This is a genomic window from Aeromonas bivalvium (assembly GCF_046078285.1).
GTDB classification, from domain to species: Bacteria; Pseudomonadota; Gammaproteobacteria; order Enterobacterales; family Aeromonadaceae; genus Aeromonas; species Aeromonas bivalvium.
Genome location: NZ_JBGXBV010000005.1, coordinates 173,757 through 193,873 on the forward strand (window position 1 = coordinate 173,757; position 20,117 = coordinate 193,873).

Consider the following 20,117-nt stretch of genomic DNA (forward strand, 5'->3'; position numbering starts at 1 on the left):
GCTATGGTATCCGCAAACGTTTAACACCCCCTTTAGGGGTGTTTTTTTGCGATATACTGAAAACCTTTTCACATCGAACTCGGAGCGTAAGAAGACCATGGCTGGGATACTCACTATGATACTGGCGGGCGGCGAAGGCACCCGGCTGCAACCCCTGACCACCACCCGCAGCAAGCCATCCGTTCCGTTCGGTGGCAGCTACCGCCTCATCGACTTCGTGCTCAACAACTTTGTCAACGCCGACTTCCTGCGGATCTATGTGCTGACCCAGTTCAAGTCACAGTCCCTCTATCTGCACATGAAGAAGGGCTGGAACATAGTCGGCATCACGGATCGCTTCATCGACCCCATCCCGGCCCAGATGCGCATGGGCAAGCGCTGGTATGACGGCACCGCCGATGCCATCTACCAGAACCTGCGTTTCATCGAGATCTCGGATCCGGAACATGTCTGCATCTTCGGCTCGGATCACATCTACAAGATGGACGTGAGCCAGATGGTCAGCTTCCACAAGCAGAAGGCGGCGGCCCTGACGGTGGCGGCCCTGCGCATGCCCATCGAAGAGGCGAGCGCCTTCGGGGTGATCGAGGTGGATGACGAGGGACGCATGATTGGCTTCGAAGAAAAGCCCAAGCACCCCAAGCACATCCCCGGGGATCCCAGCCAGGCCCTGGTCTCCATGGGCAACTACATCTTCGAGACGCAAGCCCTGTATCGCGAACTGAAACGGGATGGGGCGGACGAGGAGTCGAGCCATGACTTTGGCAAGGACATCATACCGCACCTCTTCCCCCGCGCCCCCGTCTATGTCTACGACTACAGCACCAACGTGATCCCGGGAGAGGGGCCGAACGTCTACTGGCGCGACGTGGGCACCCTGGATGGTTACTGGCAAACCCACATGGATCTGGTAGCAGATAACCCCCCCTTCTCTCTCTATAACCGCAAGTGGCCGCTGCATACCCACTATCCGCCGCTGCCCCCCGCCACCTTCGTCGATACCGACCAGTGCAAGGTGAAGATCGCCAACTCCCTCATCTCGGGGGGCAGCTTCATCCAGGGCAGCCACATCCAGCGTTCCGTGCTCGGCTTTCGCTGCAACATAGGCCCCTGCAGCCACATCAGCGAATCCGTGTTGCTGGGGGATGTGAAGATTGGTGAGGGCTGCTCGATCCGCCGCGCCATCATCGACAAAAACGTTGAAATTGCACCCGGCACCGTGATCGGTGAGAATCTGGCCCATGACAGGGAAAGGTTCACTGTCTCTGAAGGGGGTATCGTCGTGATACCCAGAGGAGCGAGAGTTGGCTATTGACCCCTTGAAGATTTTGTTCGTGGCCTCCGAAGTCGAGGGGCTCATCAAGACAGGCGGCCTGGCGGATGTGGCCCGCGCCCTGCCCCGCTACCTGGCACAGCAGGGCCATGACGTCCGCATCATTCTGCCCTTCTACAAGACCCTCAAGCGACGAAACGAGGCCAGATTGCTGGCCTCGCGCTGGCTGCCGACCCCGGCCGGGCAGGAGGATATCGGCTATCGTCTGCACCAGCTGGAGCTCGATGGCTTCCCCGTCTACCTCATCGACTGCCCCCGCTACTTCGAGCGGGCCGAGCCCTATGCCGAGCACAACCAGGCCTATGCTGACAATGGCGAGCGCTTCGCCTTCCTGGCCGCCGCCACCCTCCATGCCACCGAACAGCTCGGCTTCGCCCCGGACATAGTGCACTGCAACGACTGGCATACCGGGCTGCTGCCACTGCTGCTCAAGACCCGTCATAGCCACAACCCCTTCTTCGCCCAGACCCGCAGCGTCATCAGCATTCACAACGCCGCCTTTCAGGGCGTGTTCGATCGCCAGCAGTTCTGGGCAGTGCCCGAGATCCAGGACTACGAGCAGCGCATCAACTACGACTATGGCCACATCAACCTGCTCAAGTGTGGCGTGCTCTACGCCGACAAGATCAATGCGGTCAGCCCCAACTACGCCAGCGAGCTGCTGACCCACCTCGGCGCCCACGGCATGGCCAGCGTGTTCCAGCAGCGGGCGGCGGACCTGCGCGGCATCCTCAACGGCTGCGACTATCAGGACTGGGATCCGGCCACGGACCCCCATCTGCCCGCCAACTACGACGCCAAGGCCTTGCGCGGCAAACGACTGTGCCGCGCCCAGTTGCAGCAGGATGCCGGCCTGCCGACCAGCGATGATCCCGTCTATGGCATGGTGTGCCGCCTGACCGAGCAGAAGGGGGTGCACCTGCTGATCCCCGCCCTCGAATCCTTCCTGCGCCACAAGGTGCAGCTGGTGATCGTCGGCTCGGGCGATCCCACCCTGGCCGGCCAGCTACAGGCCCTGGCCGCCCGCTTCCCGACCCGGCTCGCCTTCATCAATACCTATGACGACCGACTGGCCCATCTGGTGGAAGCGGGCGCCGACATCTTCCTGATGCCCTCTCTGTTCGAACCCTGCGGCCTCAACCAGATGTACAGCCTGGCCTATGGCACCCTGCCCCTGGTGCGGGCGGTGGGCGGCCTCAAGGACACGGTCGTGGACTGGGATGTCGCCGAGCAAGCCACAGGTTTCTGCTTCACGGATCCCACCGCCAACGGCCTGCTCGATGCCATGCGCCGCAGCCTGCTCTATTTTCTGCAAGAGCCCGAGCGGTTTGCCCGGGTGCAGCATACCGCCATGCAGACCCGCTTCGACTGGCCCGACTCGGTCGCCCAGTACGTGCAGATGTATCGGGACGCCCTCGGCCGCTGAGGCTCACCCGGCAATTGCTGAAGTTTTGCGCCCTTGGCACGGCTTTCGTGGTCAAGGGCGAAAAAAGTCCGCTTCGGCTGTTGACGCCCCCCCAAAACTCTATAGAATCCCCGTCCGCGGTGATGCGAAGGTGGCGGAATTGGTAGACGCGCTAGCTTCAGGTGTTAGTGTCCCACGGATGTGAGGGTTCGAGTCCCTCTCTTCGCACCATACTGCAACATGCTCCATCGATGGCATGTAAAATAAGATTGATGACCCAATGTGCGAAGGTGGCGGAATTGGTAGACGCGCTAGCTTCAGGTGTTAGTGCCCCCCGGGTGTGAGGGTTCGAGTCCCTCTCTTCGCACCATGCTTCTCCAGACAGCATGTAAATCAAAACTGGTAACACAATGTGCGAAGGTGGCGGAATTGGTAGACGCGCTAGCTTCAGGTGTTAGTGTCCCACGGATGTGAGGGTTCGAGTCCCTCTCTTCGCACCATGCTTTATCCAGACAGCATGTAAATCCAGACTGGAAACCCGATGTGCGAAGGTGGCGGAATTGGTAGACGCGCTAGCTTCAGGTGTTAGTGCCCCCCGGGTGTGAGGGTTCGAGTCCCTCTCTTCGCACCATGTTTCTGACATGTCAAAACAGAGAATGTGTTCCAACCGCATTTAAAATCTGCTGGAGAAAATCAGTGTGCGAAGGTGGCGGAATTGGTAGACGCGCTAGCTTCAGGTGTTAGTGTCCCACGGATGTGAGGGTTCGAGTCCCTCTCTTCGCACCATTCATTCTTGCAAAAGGCCCGTCACGACAGTGACGGGCCTTTTGTATTTTCCTCCGGCTGACTATCCTTGCCCCAACCAGATCAAGGAGACCCATCATGAGACTCAGCCCAGAGATCCACAACTTCTACGAACAGCTGGTCGGCAAGGCCATCCAGCGCCAGGGACTGGCCCAGCGCCTGAGCGAGAGCGAGCTGGCCGACCTCGGCTGCCTGACCCTCAACCAGCTTCCCGCCCACTATATCCGCCACGACGTGGACATGTTCTATTTCCTCGATCAGGCCAGGCGCGAGGCCATGGAGCAGAAGGTAGACCTGGCGCTGGCCAACGCGCTGGAGCGGGTCACCAGCTCGGCCAATCGCGACTAGAGCCAGGGATCCTGCCACAGCAGGGCAACCACCCCGGTCAAACCGGCAACCGGCAACAGGATCAGCGCGGGCCTGAGTCTGGGCTCCTGCATGATCCAGGCGGCGAGAATGAAGCCCAGGCTCCAGAGCCCGTACTCCTTGTCATGACCCCAGATCCCCACCACTCCCAGCACCAGTAGCAGGGTGAGCCTGTATATCCAGTTCATCTGTCGTCCCTCGACACCAAATAATAATGATTATCATTTGAATGATGAGCTGGTGCAACCCTTATCACCTCCCGTTCACGGGGCCGCATCGGCTCTGCTGTGAAAAAAACCGCTGTAAAATCAAATTTTGTGTAAGTTTTTAAACCAAAACTTCAAAAATGCACGGCAGGTTTGAATTTTCAGGGGAATGTCTGTGGTAGATTGCGACCTCTTTTGGGTAGGCCCCTCGGGATACGTGTATCCACAGGACGAGAGGGACCGACCTTGGCGAGCAAGAGTTTAGGAAGTATCTATGCAAAACCAACAACACCACATCCGATTGCCTGGCATGGCGCAGGTGTTTGCCTGCCTGGCCATTTTCCTGGCCCTGGCCTTTTCGTTCACCAGCCTGCTCGATCTGCCGATCCAGCTGGCCCTGTTCATCGCCTGGTTCGTCATCATGGGGCTCGGCATCCGGCTCGGCCATGATTACAAATCCCTGGAGCAGGCCGCCGTCGACGGCGTCGCCAAGGGGATGGGGGCCATCCTGATCCTGGTCTCCGTCGGGGCCCTGGTGGGCACCTGGATCGCCGGCGGCATAGTCCCCAGCATCATCTACTTCGGCCTCAAGGTGATACACCCCTCCATCTTCCTGCTGGCGACCCTGATCATCTGCTCCCTCACCTCCCTGGCTACCGGCACCTCCTGGGGCTCCGCCGCCACCGCCGGCATCGCCATGATGGGGATAGGCCACAGCCTGGGCGTTCCCGCGCCCCTGGTGGCCGGTGCCGTGCTCTCCGGCGTCTACTTCGGTGACAAGCTCTCTCCCCTCTCCGACTCCGTGGTGCTGGCCTCCACCATGTCCAACGTCGACGTGGTGGAACACATCAAGGGGATGCTGCCCATCAGCCTCTTCTCCTACGTCATCACCGCCGCCCTGTTTACCCTGGTCGGCATGCAGTACGCCGGCAACGTCAGCCTGGAGCAGGTCAACCTGGTGATGGCGGCCCTCGACAGCCAGTTCAACATCACCCCGCTGGCGATCGTGCCCGTGGTGCTGGTGCTGGGCCTGCTGGCGAACCGCAAGCCCGCCTTCCCGGTGATCAGCTTCGGCGCCCTGCTGGGCCTTGTCTGGGCCATCGCCTTCCAGGGCATGGACCCGGTGAAAGCCATGCACTCTGCCTATAGCCCGTTTGCCATCACCTCAGGCGTCGACTTCATCGACAACATCCTGGGTCGCGGCGGCATGGAGTCCATGCTGGGTTCGGTGGCCGTCATCATCTTCGGCCTGGGCTTTGGCGGCCTGCTGGAGAAGGTGGGCATACTGGAAGTGATCGCCAATGCCTTCGAGAAGCGCATCAACAGTATCGGCAGCCTGACCAGCCACACCATAGGCACCGCCTTCCTGGCCAACGTGTTTGGCTCCGCCATGTATGTCTCCCTGATCCTGACCCCCAAGATCATGGCCAAGAACTACGACCGGCTGGGACTGGCGCGCAAGAACCTCTCCCGCAACGCCGAGTTCGGCGGTACCCTCACCTGCGGCATGGTGCCCTGGAGCGACAACGGCATCTTCATGGCCGGGGTGCTGGGGGTGGCCACCCTCGACTACCTGCCTTACATGTGGCTGAGCTTCACCTGCATCATAGTGACCATCACCCTCGCCTATCTGGGCAAGGCGGTGAACCGGGTGCCGGTGATCGAAGCCGCCAGCTCCCGCTGACCATCAGAAAGCACAGAGGCGCCCCAGGGCGCCTCTGTCGTCTGTGGGATGCCTTACAACAGCCGGGCCATCAGGGCGCGCAGCGCCTTGATCAGGGCCGGTTTGCCACTGAGCTCCAGGCGACGGGCCAGCAGATCCCAGCCGGCATACTGCCAGACGCTGGCGATGAGCAGGGCTCGCTCCTCCCGGGTCAACGCCCCCAGCCTGGCCGGGTTGCGCACCAGCCAACGCTGCAGGCTGGGCTGGCACAGCTCGAACGGCTTGTGCTGATGGGCAAAACAGCTCAGCTCATCCCAATCGAATCGCGCCAGCCCCTCCCCGCTCTGCTCACCGTGCTCCTCTCCTTCGAGGGGTGCCAGGCATAGCCACACCAGCTCGGGATCCAGCTCTCGCAGCGTCCCCGCCAGCAACGTCGGCAACTGGTGGCGAAAGCGCTCGTGCCAGCGACCCAGATCGGCCTCCCGTTCGGGGCGCAGGGCCCGCAGCAGCAGGGCGGCATGGCTGCCGCTGGCGGCATCCCGTTGCAGGCCGATGCGCAGGGCCCGCAGCCCGGCCCTGCGCCAGAACGGCAGCAGATCCGCCGTGGCGGAGAAGGCGGCCCCCAGATAGTCGAACCCGGCCCCGGCGTAATGGTCGATGAGTCCCTCGAGCAAGCGGCTGCCCAAACCTTGCCTGTGCAACTCCGGATGCACGGCGATGCGCAGCACCCTGGCATAGGCTGGCGCGCCGGCTTCCCGCAGGCCGCCATGGGCCAGCAGGGATTGCGGCAGCAGCTGACCCCGCGGCCGTCGCCGTCCCGCCCAGATGGCCTCGGCAAGGTCGGCGGGGATCCTTCCCTCCCGCGCCACCAGGGCCACTCCGAGCAGGCTCTCTTCTTGCTCCAGCAGGTGGATATCGAGATCCGGGCTCTCCAGCAGGATCCGCAGATCGCTCGGGCTGGTCTGGTAGTGCGCCAGCACCAGCAGGCCGAATACCTGACCGAGCAGCGCCTCGTCCCCCGCCAGCGCCTGCTGGCTGATCTGGCGCCGCCGCGGCGCCGACGGCACCACCGGAGCCCGCACCCGGGCATCCAGCCCCAGCAGGCGAAACACCAGAGCCTCCAGCGGGCAGCCGGCACGCCAACGTATGGGCTCGCTCAGGCGCAGTTCCTGCCACCCCGGGGCCTGCCGATCGAGGTGGGCCTTGAAGCGCAGATGAAAGCCACGCCCCGTCCCCTCATAGCCATGCTCTGTGGTGGCGAAGACGATGCGGCCATAGCGGGCCAGCATGGCTTCAAGCAAGGGGGTGGGAATGGCGGCGGCCTCGTCGACGAGCAGCAGATCGCAAGGGATTGCCTCCTGCAGCAGTTGCAGGGGCGAGAAGAACGTCAGCCCCTCAGACTCAGGGCCCCCATGTTCAAACAGGCTGGCCACCGTGGCCCTGGCGGGCGCCGTGACGGCGATGCGCAGCCCGGGATTGTTCCGCAGCAGGGCGGCCGCGGCCAGCCCGAGCGCCGCACTCTTGCCGCGACCGCGGTCGGCGCACAGCACCAGGGGGCGATGACGATGGCCGTGCAGCATCTGCTCGATGGCCGAGATGGCTCTCCCCTGATCCGCCGTCACCGGGTGCTCTGCCCGGATCGGCTGCCAGGTGTCTCTGCCTTCTGCCAGGGTGAGGGAGAGGGCGGGATCATTGGGCAAGAGGCGAGCCAGACGGGCGATGAAGCCATGACCTGCCCGTGGCAGCTCCTCCGGGGTGGAGACCAGCCTCAGCCTATCGGGATCCGCAAAGCCGGGCCACTCGGCGCGAGGCGGGGTAAGCAGGATCAGCAGGCCACCGGCACGCAGGGTGCCCGCCAGGGCGCCGAAGGCATCGGGATGAAAGCCGCTGAAGCCATTGAAAACCAGGGTGTCGCACTCCTGGCCGAGCCGACGCAGCGCCTTGGCGGCGGGCTGGGGCGCATATTCCGCCGGCCCCTCGCCGAGCCAGAAGATGTCGCCACAGAGCCAGCCCAGCGCCGCCGCCATGGTCTCGGACTCGCTCCCCTCCAGCCAGACGAGGCGCCGCTCCCCGGCTGCGCGCAGCCCCTGGCGCAGCGTCTTCATGCGCCCTGACCTGATCTCGGCTCGAACATCTTGTCCCCCATCTGATCGATGAAGGTGTGCGCCTTCTGCACCATGAAACGCTCGGCATCGGCCGGGTTGGCGAACAGGTCAGAACGGATGAACCTGTGGCTGTGCAACTCCCCGTCAATCTCTTTGGTGATGCGACCGGCCAGCCGATACTGGCCGCCCTCGGCCATGGGCTCGGGGTAGATGAGATAACCGGCATATTCGGTCGGCGTGACCTGGGGGGCAACGGGGGCGTCGCCGCCAAACAGGGACTTGAACAGGGTCTTGAACATGGCACCTCCGTGATGAGGGGACATTGTCCCCAAGGGGGTGAGGGCTGGCAAGGGGGGTGGCTTATTCCCAATCGTTATTTGCATGGAGAACCATTCTCATTTAGATTTCAGCCTATCCAACATGAGGAGTGAATATGTACGTTTGTTTGTGCCGCGGCATTACCGATACCCAGATACGTCAGGCGGTACAGGCAGGCAAAGGCGAATTGCGCCAGCTCAAGCAGGAGCTGGGGCTTGGCAGCCAGTGTGGCAAGTGTCTGCCCATGGCCAAGGCGATCATCAAGGCCGAGCTCGACAAGGCGCCCCGCTACTACGAAGTGGCCTGAGGCCTCTCACCCCTCTCCTCCCAAGCGGGCTCCTGCCCGCACACCCTGTTGTTGCCCTCTTCCTGGTCTAAGCTTGATGGATCCAGCAAGGAGGATTGACGATGAAAGGTGATACCAAGATTATCGCGCACTTGAACAAGGTACTGGCCAACGAGCTGGTCGCCATCAATCAGTATTTCCTGCATGCCCGCATCTATGATGACTGGGGCCTCAAGGCCCTGGGACACAAGGAATATCACGAGTCCATCGACGAGATGAAACACGCGGACGAGCTAGTCAAGCGCATCCTGTTCCTGGAGGGGCTGCCCAACTTGCAGGATCTCGGCAAGCTGCGCATCGGCGAAACGGTGGAGGAGATGCTGCGCTGCGATCTCTCCCTGGAGATGGATGCCATCCCGGATCTGAAGAGCGCCATCTCATATGCCGAATCCAAGCACGACTACGTCAGCCGGGATCTGTTTCAGGATATTCTCGAGGACGAAGAGGAGCATGTGGACTGGCTGGAGACCCAGCTCGATCTCATCGGCCGCATCGGCCTGGAAAATTATCAGCAATCCCAGCTCCATCACGGCTCCTGATCCCCGGATGTGTGTCCCCTGGGACCCGCTGCGGCGGGTCTTTTTCATGGCAAGGCCTACAGACTTCACCCGGATCACAGATATGGCGCCTCGATAGGCAGGGGGCCGCGCTTTCGATTAGGATAGGCCTCTTTCCTTTTTGACCCGGATACGACCATGGAACAGATAGCCAGAGAGATGGCGCCCCACAAGCGGGTAGCCCTGGTAGCCCACGACAACATGAAGACAGCCCTGCTCAACTGGGTTGGCCGCCGCAAGGAGGCGCTCAAGCTTCATCACCTCTACGCGACCGGCACCACCGGCAGCCTGCTTGGCAAGGCAGCACAGCTGCCGATCACCTGCCTCTTCTCCGGCCCCATGGGGGGCGATCAGCAGCTCGGCGCCCTCATCGCCGAGGGCAAGATAGACGTGCTGATCTTCTTCTGGGATCCCCTCAATGCCGTGCCCCATGATCCGGACGTGAAGGCCTTGCTGCGCCTGGCCGCGGTCTGGAACATCCCGGTCGCCACCAATGAGGCGACGGCGGACTTCATCATGGACAGCCCCCACATGAATCAGACATTCCAGGTGCAGATCCCGGATTACGCCGGCTACCTCAAGGCGCGCACCCAATAATCTGCGCGCCGAACAGGCACGAAAAAGGCGCCAATCTGGCGCCTTTTTGCTGGCTTGAGCCGCCTCAGCGTTGCAGGCTCTTCTGGGCGAACTTGGGCCTGGCGTTCATGATCTGCTCCACCTGCTCGTCGCTCATCTTGCCACGAGACAGACCCAGCACCTTGTAGGTGAGCAGAGGGCGGGCAGGCAGGGCAATCATCAGGGCGCGGATCTGGTTCTCGTCATCCTTGTCCCGTGCCGGTTTGCCATAGGCGTAGGTGAGCACTCCGGCGTCTATCAGGTTTTTGACGGCGGGCTCGGTGATCGGCAGGTTTATGACGCTTTTACGCTGCAGCACGAACTCGCGCAGCACCGCCTTCTCGTTGAAATCGAGGAAGGTGATCATCCGGGAGAGCTGCCCCTTCTGCTTGCGCGACTGCCACTCGTCACAGACCCACTCCCAGGCGATCAACATGCCCTGGCTGCAGAAATAGGAGATGGCGATCAACATGCCGACCCCGAGCCAGGCGGCGTGCTGGTCGGCCCAGGCACTCACGGCCCCCTTCATCAGCCCGGTCGGAAACAGCAATATGATGCTGCAGCACAGCAGCAACCAGACCATGAGCCAATTGAGGCGATTCAGTTGGTAAAAATGTTGGATCCACCGTTTCATCGTTCACCCTTGCCAGATCATTGTGGACAGTAGTCAGGTCAAAGCAAGGGGTGTGCCAAGGCGCAGAAATGACAAAGGGGGGCACCATGCCCCCCGCTCATCCTCAGCCTTCAGCCGCGCCTCAGAACTGCTGGAACCAGCGCTGGATCTGGGCCGGATCCTTGCTCTGGGTGAGGGCGAGCATCAGCAGCACCCGCGCTTTCTGCGGGTTGAGGGTCTCGGCGGCGACGAAGCCGTACTTGGCGTCATCGATCTCCGCATCCAGGGTGGTGGCGCCGGTCGGCACGCGGGCGGAACGCACCACCCGAATGCCGTCCTTGCTCGCCTTGGCCAGGGTATCGAACAGGGTGTGGTAGAGGTTGCCGTTGCCCACCCCGGCGCTGACGATGCCATCAAACCTGGCATCCACCAGGGCCTTGGCCGGCAGATCCGAGGCGTTGGCGTAGCTGTAGACGATGCCGACCTGGGGCAGCTTGTCGAGCTTGCTCACGTCGAACGGGGTCTTGCTGGTGTGCTGGCGGGCCGGGCTGCGCTGATAGTCGATCTTGCCGTTATGGATGTAGCCGAGCGGGCCGAAGTTGGGAGAGGCAAAGGTCTGCACCCCTGTGGTGTTGGTCTTGGTGACGTCGCGGGCATCGAGCACGGTGTCGTTCATCGCCACCATGACCCCACGCCCCCTGGAGGCGGGGTCAGAGGCGGTGACCACGGCGTTGTAGAGATTCATGGGGCCGTCGGCGCTCATGGCGGTGGAGGGACGCATGGCGCCCACCAGCACCACCGGCTTGTCGCTCTTGACGGTCAGATTGAGGAAGTAGGCGGTCTCTTCCATGGTGTCGGTGCCGTGGGTGATGACGATGCCGTCCACGTCATCCCTGGCCAGCAGCGCGTTGACCCGCTTGGCGAGCGTGAGCCACACCTCGTCGTTCATGTCCTGGGAGCCGATCTTGACCACCTGCTCCCCCTGCACGTCGGCCACCTTCTTCATCTCGGGCACGGCGGCGATCAGGGTCTCGATGGCCACCTTGCCCGCCTCGTAGTTGGACTGGGTGGCGGACTGGCCCGCCCCGGCGATGGTGCCGCCGGTGGCCAGAATGTGCACGCTGGGCAGGGCCATGGCCATGGGGGAGAGGGTCAGGCCGAGTACGGCGGCGATCAGGGTCTTGCGAATGGGAAGGGTCATGCTGCAATCCTTTTGGATGAGGGAATTGCAGCATTTTTATTCTTTTTAAACGGGATTTAAGTGATCACTCTCACCAATAAAAAGAAGTAAGCAGAATATTAGTCTGATTTATACCAATTAAGTGATAATTCACTCTACCTGAAAGCCTCTCGCCTCGATCAGGGCGATCAACTCGGCTTTGCTCAGCTCGCTCTCGATGACGGCCTTGCGGCTGGCAAAGTCGACGCTGGCGGTGCTGACTGACGGCTGGGCCAGCAGGGCCTTTTGCAGGCTGGCGGCGCAGCCGCCGCAGGACATACCGGAAACGGTGAGTTCTATGGTCATGGGCTCTCTCCTCTGTCGATGTGCCATCAGCCTAAAGCTGCCGCCTCCGGCAAGGTCAAGGGCGAATGCCGATCCCGTCAGCCCAGGGCCGTGCATCATGGCGACGCCCAGGACGGCAGCTGATCCGCGCGCCCTGGTCAGGGGCTGCCGGCTTGGACGCCCCCCTCACGTCATGGCCCCATCACCCCATCAGCCCCAGATAGTTCATCATGGCGGCCCCCATGCTGGTGGTGACGAGCGAGCCCAGGGTGGTGGTGGCGATGATGTTGGCCGCCAGGGCGCTGTCGCCCCCCATGGCCCGGGTCATCACATAGCTGGCGGCGGCAGTGGGGGTCGAACTGATGAGAAACAGGATGCCGAGGGCCTGGGGACTGAAACCGAGCGCCCAGGCTCCCAGTACCAGCAGCACGGGAATGCAGAGCAGCCGGTTGGCGGTGGCCCAGCCGGTCAGCAGGGCGCCGCCGCGCAGGGCCTTGAGGTTGAGGCTGGCGCCGGTGCACAGCAGCGCCAGCGGCAATGTCATGTTGGCAAAATAGTTGCCCGTGGTGGTGACCAGCTGGGGCAGCTCGATGCCGAGCAGGCCGAACGGCAGGGCCGCCAGGATGGCGATGATGAGGGGATTTTTGACTATCCCCTTGAGTATGGGTTTGAGCCCCTTTCCGCCCCCCAGACTGCGGGTCAGAGTGATCACCGCGAGAATGTTGTAAAGCACTGTGACCGAGCCCACCAGCAGGGCGGCGGCGCCTATGCCCTCGGGACCATAGGCGTTCTGCACATAGGCCAGCCCCATGATCCCCATGTTGCCGCGAAAACTGCCCTGCACGAAGATGCCGCGCTGGGCGCGCTCTGGGATGAAGCGGGCCGCCAGCAGCTCCAGCACCAGGAAACCGGCCAGGGTGCCGAGCAGGCCGTAGACGATGAGCCAGGGGCTCGGCATGGTGGAAAAGTCGGTGCGCACCATGCTGAGGAACAGCAGCGCCGGCAGGGTGACCTGGAACACCAGGCGGGAAGCGGACTCGACGAAGCTGTCGGGCAAGAGCCCCAGCCGCTTGAGGCCTATGCCCAGCGCCAGCACCACGCAGATGGGGCCAGTGATGGAGAGGGAGAAGTGAAGGCTGGCGGTCAAATCCATGGTTCGCGTCCTGCGGCAGAGGAGGCCCTGGCGGGCAGAAGGCCCATTCTAGCGCCATGGGCTTGTATTCACAGGCTTTAATCACAACAATGTCTGCATCCCGGTTGTCGCCCTCCCCTGTCACGGATCCCCCATGGAAAAGAAACTGACCATCCTCGATATCGCCCGCCTCAGCGGGGTCGGCAAGTCGACCGTCTCCCGGGTGCTCAATCAGGATCCCAGGGTCAACGCCCAGACCAGAGCCAGGGTCGAATCGGTGATCGCCCTGCACGGCTTCGTGCCGAGCAAATCGGCGCGGGCCATGCGCAGCCAGAGTCAGCAGGTGGTCGGCATAGTGGTGTCTCGCCTCGACTCCAGCTCCGAGAACCAGGCGGTGCGCGGCATGCTGGAGACCCTCTACCAGCGTGGCTACGACGCCGTGCTGATGGAGAGCAAGTTCTCTCCCGCCAAGGTGAGCGAGCACCTGGCGGTGCTGGAGCGGCGCGGGGTGGACGGCATCATACTGTTCGCCTTCAACGATCTGGACTATGCCGCCATGACGCCGCTCAGGGAGAAGCTGGTGCTGATGGCCCGCGAGCGCCCCGGCTTCTCGTCGGTCTGCTTCGACGATGACGGCGCGGTGCGCGCCGTGCTCGCCCACCTCGGGGAGCGCGGCCTGACCGAGGTCGCCTATCTCGGGGTGGAACGCAGCGATCTCACCACTGGGCTGCGTCGGCATCAGGCTTACCTCGACTACTGTCGGGAACAGGGACGCACGCCCCGCAGCGCCCTCGGGGATCTCGGCCTGCAAAGCGGCTACCGGCTCGCGGCCGAGCTGCTCACCCCCAACACCCAGGCCATGGTCTGCGCCAGCGACACCCTGGCCATCGGCGCCGCCAAGTACCTGCAGGAGCAGGGTCGCACCGACATACTGGTGAGCGGCCTTGGCAGCAATCCCATGCTGACGTTCCTCTTTGCCAACACCCTCAGCCTGGATTTCGGCTACAAGGCTGCCGGCATCCAGGCCGCCAGACAGCTGCTCGATCAGATTGAAGAGGGGCAGCCCCCCAGAGCCACCATAGCCCCCTGCCAGCCCCTGTAGTCTATCTTTTCCCCTCATGACCGGTGCTTTGCACTTTTTGTGACCAGTGCCACGAATTGGGAACGTTCCCATTGCTGAAGTCCACCACTGGCTTCATGCTGATTGGGAACGATACCAATAAGCGGGCGGTCATTGGCCAGCCGGCAAAGAAACGACCATTATTCATGGAGTCACAGAGGGAAGGCTCATGTCAAAAGTCAACACACAACATCTGGCGCAGCTGATCGAACGGATCGGCGGCAAGGACAACATCACCACCGTCAGCCACTGCCTGACCCGACTCAGGTTCGTGCTGGCCGATCCGGCCAAGGCCGACCCCAAGGCCATCGAGACCATCCCTTCGGTGAAGGGGAGCTTCACCCAGGGCGGCCAGTTCCAGGTGGTGATCGGCAACGAGGTGGATCAGTGGTACAAGGCGCTCACCCAGGAGATAGGCGTGAGCGGCGCCAGCAAGGATGCCGCCAAGCAGGCGGCCCGCCACAACATGAACCCGCTGGAGCGCGGCATCTCCCACCTGGCGGAGATCTTCGTCCCCCTGCTGCCCGCCATCATCACCGGCGGCCTGATCCTGGGCTTTCGCAACGTCATCGGCGACATCAAGATGTTCGACGACGGCACCCACACCCTCACCGAGATCAGCCAGTTCTGGGCCCAGGTGCACGCCTTCCTCTGGCTGCTGGGTGAGGCCATCTTCCACTTCCTGCCGGTGGGTGTCTGCTGGTCTGCGGTGAAGAAGATGGGCGGCTCCGAGATCCTCGGCATAGTGCTGGGTATCACCCTGGTCTCGCCGCAGCTGATGAACGCCTATGGCATCGGTCAACAGACCCCGGAAGTGTGGGACTTCGGCCTCTTCGTCATCCAGAAGGTGGGCTATCAGGCCCAGGTCATTCCGGCCCTGCTGGCGGGTGTCTTCCTCGCCTGGGTGGAAACCAACCTCAAGCGCATCATCCCGGCCTATCTCTACCTGGTGATAGTGCCCTTCATCTCCCTGCTGCTGGCGGTGATCGTGGCCCACGCCCTGATCGGCCCGTTCGGCCGCTGGATTGGTGACGGCGTTGGCTTTGCCGCCAAGGCGGCCATGACGGGTTCGTTTGCCCCCATAGGCGCCGCCCTGTTCGGCTTCCTCTATGCGCCCCTGGTCATCACCGGCATCCACCACACCACCAACGCGGTGGATCTGCAACTGATGCAGAGCATGGGCGGCACCCCCATCTGGCCGCTGATCGCCCTCTCCAACATCGCCCAGGCGTCTGCGGTCGTCGGCATCATCCTCATCAGCCGCAAGGAGAACGAGCGGGAGATCTCGGTCCCGGCCGCCATCTCCGCCTACCTCGGGGTGACCGAGCCGGCCATGTACGGCATCAACCTCAAGTACAAGTTCCCCATGCTGTGCGCCATGGTGGGCTCAAGCTGTGCGGCTCTCATCTGCGGCTTCGCCGGTGTGATGGCCAACGGCATCGGGGTGGGCGGCCTGCCGGGCATCCTCTCCATCCAGCCGCAATACTGGGGCATCTACGCCATCGCCATGCTGGTGGCCATCCTGGTCCCCGCTCTGCTGACCCTGCTGGTCTACAAGCGCCAGCAGGCGGCTGGCAAGCTGGATCTGGCCACGGCCTGATCCACACAACCTCGGCGGAGCCCTGGCTCCGCCCTTTTTATTGGCCTGTTCAACCCAGTTTCAACCAATGAGCGACCTAACCATGACACAGACCCCCTGGTGGCAAAGCGCCGTGATTTACCAGATCTACCCCAAGAGCTTTCAGGATTCCGGCGCCCGTGGCACCGGTGATCTCAAGGGGATCATGGCCCGCCTCGACTATCTCAAGACCCTCGGCGTCGATGCCCTCTGGCTGACCCCTGTCTACGTCTCCCCCCAGGTGGACAACGGCTACGACATCGCCGACTACCTGGACGTCGATCCCGCCTACGGCACCATGAGCGATTTCGAGGCGCTGCTGGCCGCCGCCCACGCACGCGGCATCCGCATCGTGATGGACATAGTGGTGAACCACACCTCCACCGAGCACGCCTGGTTCAAGTCGGCGCTGGGTGACAAGCAGAGCCCTTATCGCGACTACTACATCTGGAAAGACCCGGTAGAAGGCGGTGCGCCCAACAACTGGCAATCCAAGTTTGGCGGCAGCGCCTGGGAGCTGGACCCGGCCACCGGCCAGTACTACCTGCACCTGTTTGCCCGCGAGCAGGCAGATCTCAACTGGGAGAACCCGGCCGTGCGCGCCGAGGTGAAGAAGGTCATCCATTTCTGGGCGAAGAAGGGGGTGGACGGTTTCCGCCTCGACGTCATCAACCTCATCTCCAAGGATCAGGCATTCCCGAACGACGAGGTGGGGGATGGCCGCCGCTTCTACACCGACGGGCCGCGCATCCACGAATTTTTGCAGGACATAAGCCGCGACGTCTTCGCCCCCGTGGGGGCCATGACGGTGGGGGAGATGTCCTCCACGTCGCTGGAGCACTGTCAGCGTTACGGCGCGCTGGATGGCTCAGAGCTTTCCATGGTGTTCAACTTCCACCACCTCAAGGTGGATTACCCCAATGGCGACAAGTGGACCAAGGCGCCATTCGATTTCCTCGAGCTCAAGCGCATCTTCAACCACTGGCAGAGCGGCATGCACGGCAAGGGGTGGTCGGCGCTGTTCTGGTGCAACCACGATCAGCCGCGCATCGTCTCCCGCTTCGGCGACGAGGGCGAGCATAGGGTGGTGGCAGCCAAGATGCTTGCCAGCACGCTGCACGGCCTGCAGGGCACCCCCTACATCTATCAGGGGGAGGAGATCGGCATGACCAACCCCGGCTATCAGCACATCGACGACTATCAGGATGTGGAGAGCCGCAACATCTTCGCCATCAAGCAGGCCGAAGGGATGGGCGAGGCCGAGATCCTCGCCATTCTGGCGGCCAAATCCCGGGACAACTCCCGAACCCCGATGCAGTGGAGCGCCACCCCCAACGCGGGCTTCACCCAAGGTTCGCCCTGGCTCAAGCCTGCCGCCAACTACCCCGAGATCAACGCCGAGGCGGCGCTGGCCGACACCGACTCGGTGTTCTGGCACTACCGGGATCTCATCGCCCTTCGCAAGGCATATCCCATCTTCAACCAGGGGGATTATCAGGAGCTGCTGACCGGGCACCCGCATATCTGGGCCTATGCCCGCCGCGCCGACGGTCAGACCCTGCTGGTGGTGAGCAACTTCTACGGCGAGCCGGTGGAGTTTGCCCTGCCTGCCGAGCTGCAAAGCGGGGAGGGACGACTGCTGCTTGGCAACTACCCGGATAGCCCGGCCCGCCCGCAATCGGCAATGTTGCGCCCTTACGAATCCCTGATCTGGCTGATGGAGCAATGATGACTGACGCAACGACAGTGCAGCGGCCCGCCGTGCGTGGCCTGGAGTGGCAGAAGATGGTGGCGGGAGCGCCCTATGATGCGGGGGATCCCGAACTGCGGGCGGCGCGGGAGCAGTGCCGCGCCCTGCTGGGAGAACTGAACCGGGAACGAACCGATGCCCCGGGCTGGGATGAGCGCCTTACCCGCCTGTTGGGCGGCCGCGCAGAGCGCTGTTTCATCACGCCCCCCTTCTTCTGCGACTATGGCGCCAACATCTTTGTCGGCCAGAATTTCTACGCCAATTTCAACTGCACCATCCTGGATGTGTGCGAGGTACACATAGGCGACAACGTGCTGCTGGCCCCCGGGGTGCAGATCTACACCGCCACTCACCCTGTGGCGGTAGCGCCTCGAGTGGCCGGGGTCGAGTTCGGCAAGCCGGTGCGCATCGGCAACAATGTCTGGATTGGAGGCAGCGTCGTCATCTGCCCGGGCGTCACCATAGGGGACAACAGCCTCATCGGAGCGGGGTCAGTTGTCACCAGAGACATTCCGGCAGGCGTGGTCGCGGTCGGCAATCCCTGCCGGGTCTTGCGCCCCATGACGGCAGAGGAGCTGGCGGCCGGGGAGCCCGGCTGACACAGAGGGGCAGGTGGTATCTGCCCCTTTTTATTTCCTGACGTCCCCTTCGCGCGCCTTTGATTCCGTCAAGGCAGCGCAACGCTTGTGCTGTCCCATGACCACCAGGGTCTTGATGCTGCGCACCTGCTCCCTGGCATAAGGCAATAGGAAGGCAATAGGCGGGACACCCACCTCTTTCCATACGGGAAGACCAGGGCGGAAGACTAGGACATCGGGCGGAAGACTAGGACATCCACCTCTTGCCCTTATGCTACCGCCAGCACGCCATCTCGCTGATAAGAACCAGACAGCACACTCCCCTTGAGATAAAGGGTTCGTTCTGCCGGTCACTCCTCCTCCCTTGTCACACTCTGCCACACAAAGATGCCGCCGATGGCACACTCTCGCCACAACTTGGGTATGCAATAAGAGGTAGATAACAAGGAGGAAATCATGAAACCCATATCCCTCAACTGGGCACTGCCACTTGGGCTGACCCTGATTTGGCTGGCTGGCCTGTCCACCTGGCCAAACAGCCTCTGGCCCTGGCGCCACGAATTGCTGATCCTGACCGGCTTGCTTGGTATGGGCACCATGACCTTCTCCCTGCTGCTAGCTCTGCGTCTTCCCAGACTCGAAGCCTGGTGCGGCGGGCTGGATCGCATGTTGCACCTGCATCGCAGCAGCGCCCTCTGGGCCACCGGCACCCTGACGGCCCACTGGCTGCTGGTGGAGGGCCCCAAGTGGGCCGTCACCGCAGACTGGCTGACCCGGCCGGCGCGCCGCGGTGCTGGTGCTGGTGCTGGTGCTGGTGCTGGTGCTGGTGCTGGTGCTGGCAACGATGTCCTCTGGCACAGCCTCGGCAATACCCTGGGGGAGTGGGGTTTCTATCTGCTGCTGGCCCTGGTGGTGGTGAGCCTGCTTGCGGTGGTGCGCTACGAGCGCTTCAGGGTGGTCCACCGGCTGGCCCCAATCATCTATCTGATGGGCTGGCTGCACGGACTCTGCCTGCTGCCGCGCATCGGCGCCCTGACCCCGGTCGGCCTGACCCTGCTTATCGGCGGCGGAGTGGGCGCTTTGGGGGCGCTCTACTCCCTGTTTGGCCGGGTGGGCCGGGACGCGCGCCACCAGGGAAGGGTGAGTACCCTCACCCCTCTGGACGCACGCACCCTGGAGATCCGGGTCGCCCTGACCACTCCCCTGCACGGCTATCGCCCCGGGCAGTTCGCCTTCTTCGACTTCGCCGGGCGCGGCGAGCCTCACCCATACACCCTGGTCGATGTCTCGGCAGACTGCCGTACCCTGACCCTGGCGGTGCGCGCCCTCGGGGATCACACCCGCTGGCTGCACCGCCACCTAAAAGTCGGCGATGCGGTCATCGTGACCGGCCCCTATGGCGCCTTCGCCCTGCCAGATCCGGCCCCCGCACTCTGGGTGGGCGCAGGTATCGGCATCACCCCCTTCGTCGCCTGGCTGGAGGCCCTGGTGCGCCGTGGCGAGACACGCCCGGGCACCACCTTGCTGCAATGCGCCCCCACGGTCGAGGCCGCCCCCTATCACGTGCATCTGGCCGAGCTGTGCCGCCGGGCCGGGGTCGACTACCGGCTGCACCTGGAGTCCGAGCGCGGTCGACTGGATCTGGCCGCCCTGGGTGAGCGCCAGCACAACCCGGTGTGGTTCTGCGGCCCCGAGTCCATGGCCCAGACCCTGGATGCCCATCTGGCCACCCCGCTGCACCGGGAGCTGTTTCGCTTCCGTTGACGGATCAGCCCGGCGCATTCAGCCATTGGCTGCCGATTGATATTAGGGGAACTGGGAGACAGGCGGGCACGGGCCCCCTTGCAAATCCTTCAGGACACCCATCGAATCAATAAATCCGTTTTTCTTAGGACATCCACCAAATAAATGAACGATGACCTCAGATGATGTTGCTTCTAGGCACACCAGCAAACTCAAGCGCGCCTCTTACCTGATGAGGCGTGCCGGCTAGGATATTTCGTTAGAATGCGGCAAAAGGAGTCTATCAGGTTCCATCTGACCCCCTCGCCAGAGGTTGATATCCGATAACAATCAACACAGAC

The 20,117-nt window shown here is 62.8% G+C and carries 19 protein-coding genes and 5 tRNA genes; 17 read left to right on the top strand and 7 right to left on the bottom strand.

The window, feature by feature from the left end:
- Positions 1–46 precede the first annotated feature (46 nt).
- From glgC to ACEUCR_RS13495, 8 genes are all read left to right on the top strand, one after another.
- Positions 47–1,315 (top strand): glucose-1-phosphate adenylyltransferase, encoded by a 1,269-nt coding sequence (gene glgC, locus ACEUCR_RS13460; protein WP_280136504.1) that lies wholly within the window; start codon positions 47–49, stop codon positions 1,313–1,315.
- Positions 1,305–2,759 (top strand): glycogen synthase GlgA, encoded by a 1,455-nt coding sequence (gene glgA, locus ACEUCR_RS13465; RefSeq protein ID WP_408790780.1) that lies wholly within the window; start codon positions 1,305–1,307, stop codon positions 2,757–2,759. Before glgC ends, glgA begins: the two co-directional genes overlap by 11 nt.
- Positions 2,760–2,883: 124 nt before the next feature.
- Positions 2,884–2,969 (top strand) — tRNA-Leu (locus ACEUCR_RS13470).
- Positions 2,970–3,022: 53 nt separating this feature from the next.
- Positions 3,023–3,108, top strand: a tRNA-Leu gene (locus ACEUCR_RS13475).
- Between the two features lie 44 nt (positions 3,109–3,152).
- Positions 3,153–3,238, top strand: a tRNA-Leu gene (locus tag ACEUCR_RS13480).
- Between the two features lie 45 nt (positions 3,239–3,283).
- Positions 3,284–3,369 (top strand) — tRNA-Leu (locus tag ACEUCR_RS13485).
- A 69-nt stretch (positions 3,370–3,438) separates the two neighbouring features.
- Positions 3,439–3,524: transfer RNA gene (locus tag ACEUCR_RS13490), tRNA-Leu, on the top strand.
- A gap of 96 nt (positions 3,525–3,620) precedes the next feature.
- Positions 3,621–3,890 carry a late competence development ComFB family protein gene (locus ACEUCR_RS13495; RefSeq protein ID WP_111873128.1) on the top strand — a complete coding sequence of 90 codons (270 nt, stop codon included), beginning with the start codon at positions 3,621–3,623 and terminating at the stop codon, positions 3,888–3,890.
- Here the strand turns inward: ACEUCR_RS13495 and ACEUCR_RS13500 are convergent.
- Complete coding sequence (locus tag ACEUCR_RS13500; protein ID WP_042001839.1) at positions 3,887–4,096, bottom strand: hypothetical protein; 210 nt, start codon at positions 4,094–4,096, stop codon at positions 3,887–3,889. The genes ACEUCR_RS13495 and ACEUCR_RS13500 overlap by 4 nt on opposite strands.
- 292 nt (positions 4,097–4,388) lie before the next feature.
- Here ACEUCR_RS13500 and nhaC point away from each other — a divergent pair, with 292 nt between their 5' ends.
- The gene (gene nhaC, locus ACEUCR_RS13505; protein ID WP_042001836.1) at positions 4,389–5,798 is read left to right on the top strand and encodes a Na+/H+ antiporter NhaC; all 1,410 of its coding nucleotides are present in this window, start codon (positions 4,389–4,391) and stop codon (positions 5,796–5,798) included.
- 53 nt (positions 5,799–5,851) lie between these two features.
- On the opposite strand, the gene ACEUCR_RS13510 is transcribed toward nhaC, so the two are convergent.
- Both ACEUCR_RS13510 and ACEUCR_RS13515 read right to left on the bottom strand, forming a co-directional pair.
- Entirely contained in the window at positions 5,852–7,897 is a 2,046-nt protein-coding gene (locus ACEUCR_RS13510) for a tRNA(Met) cytidine acetyltransferase TmcA (RefSeq protein ID WP_408790968.1), read from the bottom strand.
- Positions 7,879–8,181 carry an HlyU family transcriptional regulator gene (locus ACEUCR_RS13515; RefSeq protein ID WP_042001831.1) on the bottom strand — a complete coding sequence of 101 codons (303 nt, stop codon included), beginning with the start codon at positions 8,179–8,181 and terminating at the stop codon, positions 7,879–7,881. Before ACEUCR_RS13515 ends, ACEUCR_RS13510 begins: the two co-directional genes overlap by 19 nt.
- Before the next feature lie 134 nt (positions 8,182–8,315).
- On the opposite strand from ACEUCR_RS13515, the gene ACEUCR_RS13520 reads away from it, so the two are divergent.
- The 3 genes from ACEUCR_RS13520 (at position 8,316) to ACEUCR_RS13530 (ending at position 9,700) form a co-directional block, all read left to right on the top strand.
- Positions 8,316–8,507, top strand: coding sequence for a bacterioferritin-associated ferredoxin (locus ACEUCR_RS13520; RefSeq protein WP_042001828.1), 192 nt, complete (start codon positions 8,316–8,318; stop codon positions 8,505–8,507).
- Between the two features lie 101 nt (positions 8,508–8,608).
- Positions 8,609–9,085 carry a bacterioferritin gene (gene bfr, locus ACEUCR_RS13525; protein ID WP_042001826.1) on the top strand — a complete coding sequence of 159 codons (477 nt, stop codon included), beginning with the start codon at positions 8,609–8,611 and terminating at the stop codon, positions 9,083–9,085.
- 156 nt (positions 9,086–9,241) lie between these two features.
- Positions 9,242–9,700 carry a methylglyoxal synthase gene (locus ACEUCR_RS13530; protein WP_042001823.1) on the top strand — a complete coding sequence of 153 codons (459 nt, stop codon included), beginning with the start codon at positions 9,242–9,244 and terminating at the stop codon, positions 9,698–9,700.
- A gap of 64 nt (positions 9,701–9,764) precedes the next feature.
- Here the strand turns inward: ACEUCR_RS13530 and ACEUCR_RS13535 are convergent, their stop codons facing one another.
- The 4 genes from ACEUCR_RS13535 to ACEUCR_RS13550 form a co-directional block, all read right to left on the bottom strand.
- Entirely contained in the window at positions 9,765–10,352 is a 588-nt protein-coding gene (locus ACEUCR_RS13535) for a superinfection exclusion B family protein (protein ID WP_042001820.1), read from the bottom strand.
- Between the two features lie 121 nt (positions 10,353–10,473).
- Positions 10,474–11,532, bottom strand: coding sequence for an L-asparaginase 2 (gene ansB / locus ACEUCR_RS13540; RefSeq protein WP_111873124.1), 1,059 nt, complete (start codon positions 11,530–11,532; stop codon positions 10,474–10,476).
- 129 nt (positions 11,533–11,661) lie between these two features.
- Complete coding sequence (locus tag ACEUCR_RS13545; protein ID WP_111873123.1) at positions 11,662–11,856, bottom strand: heavy-metal-associated domain-containing protein; 195 nt, start codon at positions 11,854–11,856, stop codon at positions 11,662–11,664.
- Positions 11,857–12,037: 181 nt separating this feature from the next.
- Entirely contained in the window at positions 12,038–12,988 is a 951-nt protein-coding gene (locus ACEUCR_RS13550; RefSeq protein ID WP_111873122.1) for an AEC family transporter, read from the bottom strand.
- Positions 12,989–13,121: 133 nt separating this feature from the next.
- Between ACEUCR_RS13550 and treR the strand changes: the two genes are divergently transcribed.
- The 5 genes from treR (at position 13,122) to ACEUCR_RS13575 (ending at position 19,797) form a co-directional block, all read left to right on the top strand.
- Positions 13,122–14,069 carry a trehalose operon repressor TreR gene (gene treR / locus ACEUCR_RS13555; RefSeq protein WP_392441411.1) on the top strand — a complete coding sequence of 316 codons (948 nt, stop codon included), beginning with the start codon at positions 13,122–13,124 and terminating at the stop codon, positions 14,067–14,069.
- A gap of 187 nt (positions 14,070–14,256) precedes the next feature.
- Positions 14,257–15,687, top strand: coding sequence for a PTS trehalose transporter subunit IIBC (gene treB / locus ACEUCR_RS13560; protein ID WP_111873120.1), 1,431 nt, complete (start codon positions 14,257–14,259; stop codon positions 15,685–15,687).
- Between the two features lie 82 nt (positions 15,688–15,769).
- On the top strand, positions 15,770–17,434 hold the full coding sequence (gene treC, locus ACEUCR_RS13565; RefSeq protein ID WP_408790785.1) for an alpha,alpha-phosphotrehalase: 1,665 nt from the start codon (positions 15,770–15,772) through the stop codon (positions 17,432–17,434).
- Positions 17,434–18,054 (top strand): sugar O-acetyltransferase, encoded by a 621-nt coding sequence (locus ACEUCR_RS13570; RefSeq protein ID WP_408790971.1) that lies wholly within the window; start codon positions 17,434–17,436, stop codon positions 18,052–18,054. Before treC ends, ACEUCR_RS13570 begins: the two co-directional genes overlap by 1 nt.
- 435 nt (positions 18,055–18,489) lie before the next feature.
- Complete coding sequence (locus tag ACEUCR_RS13575; RefSeq protein WP_408790788.1) at positions 18,490–19,797, top strand: ferredoxin reductase family protein; 1,308 nt, start codon at positions 18,490–18,492, stop codon at positions 19,795–19,797.
- Positions 19,798–20,117 lie beyond the last annotated feature (320 nt).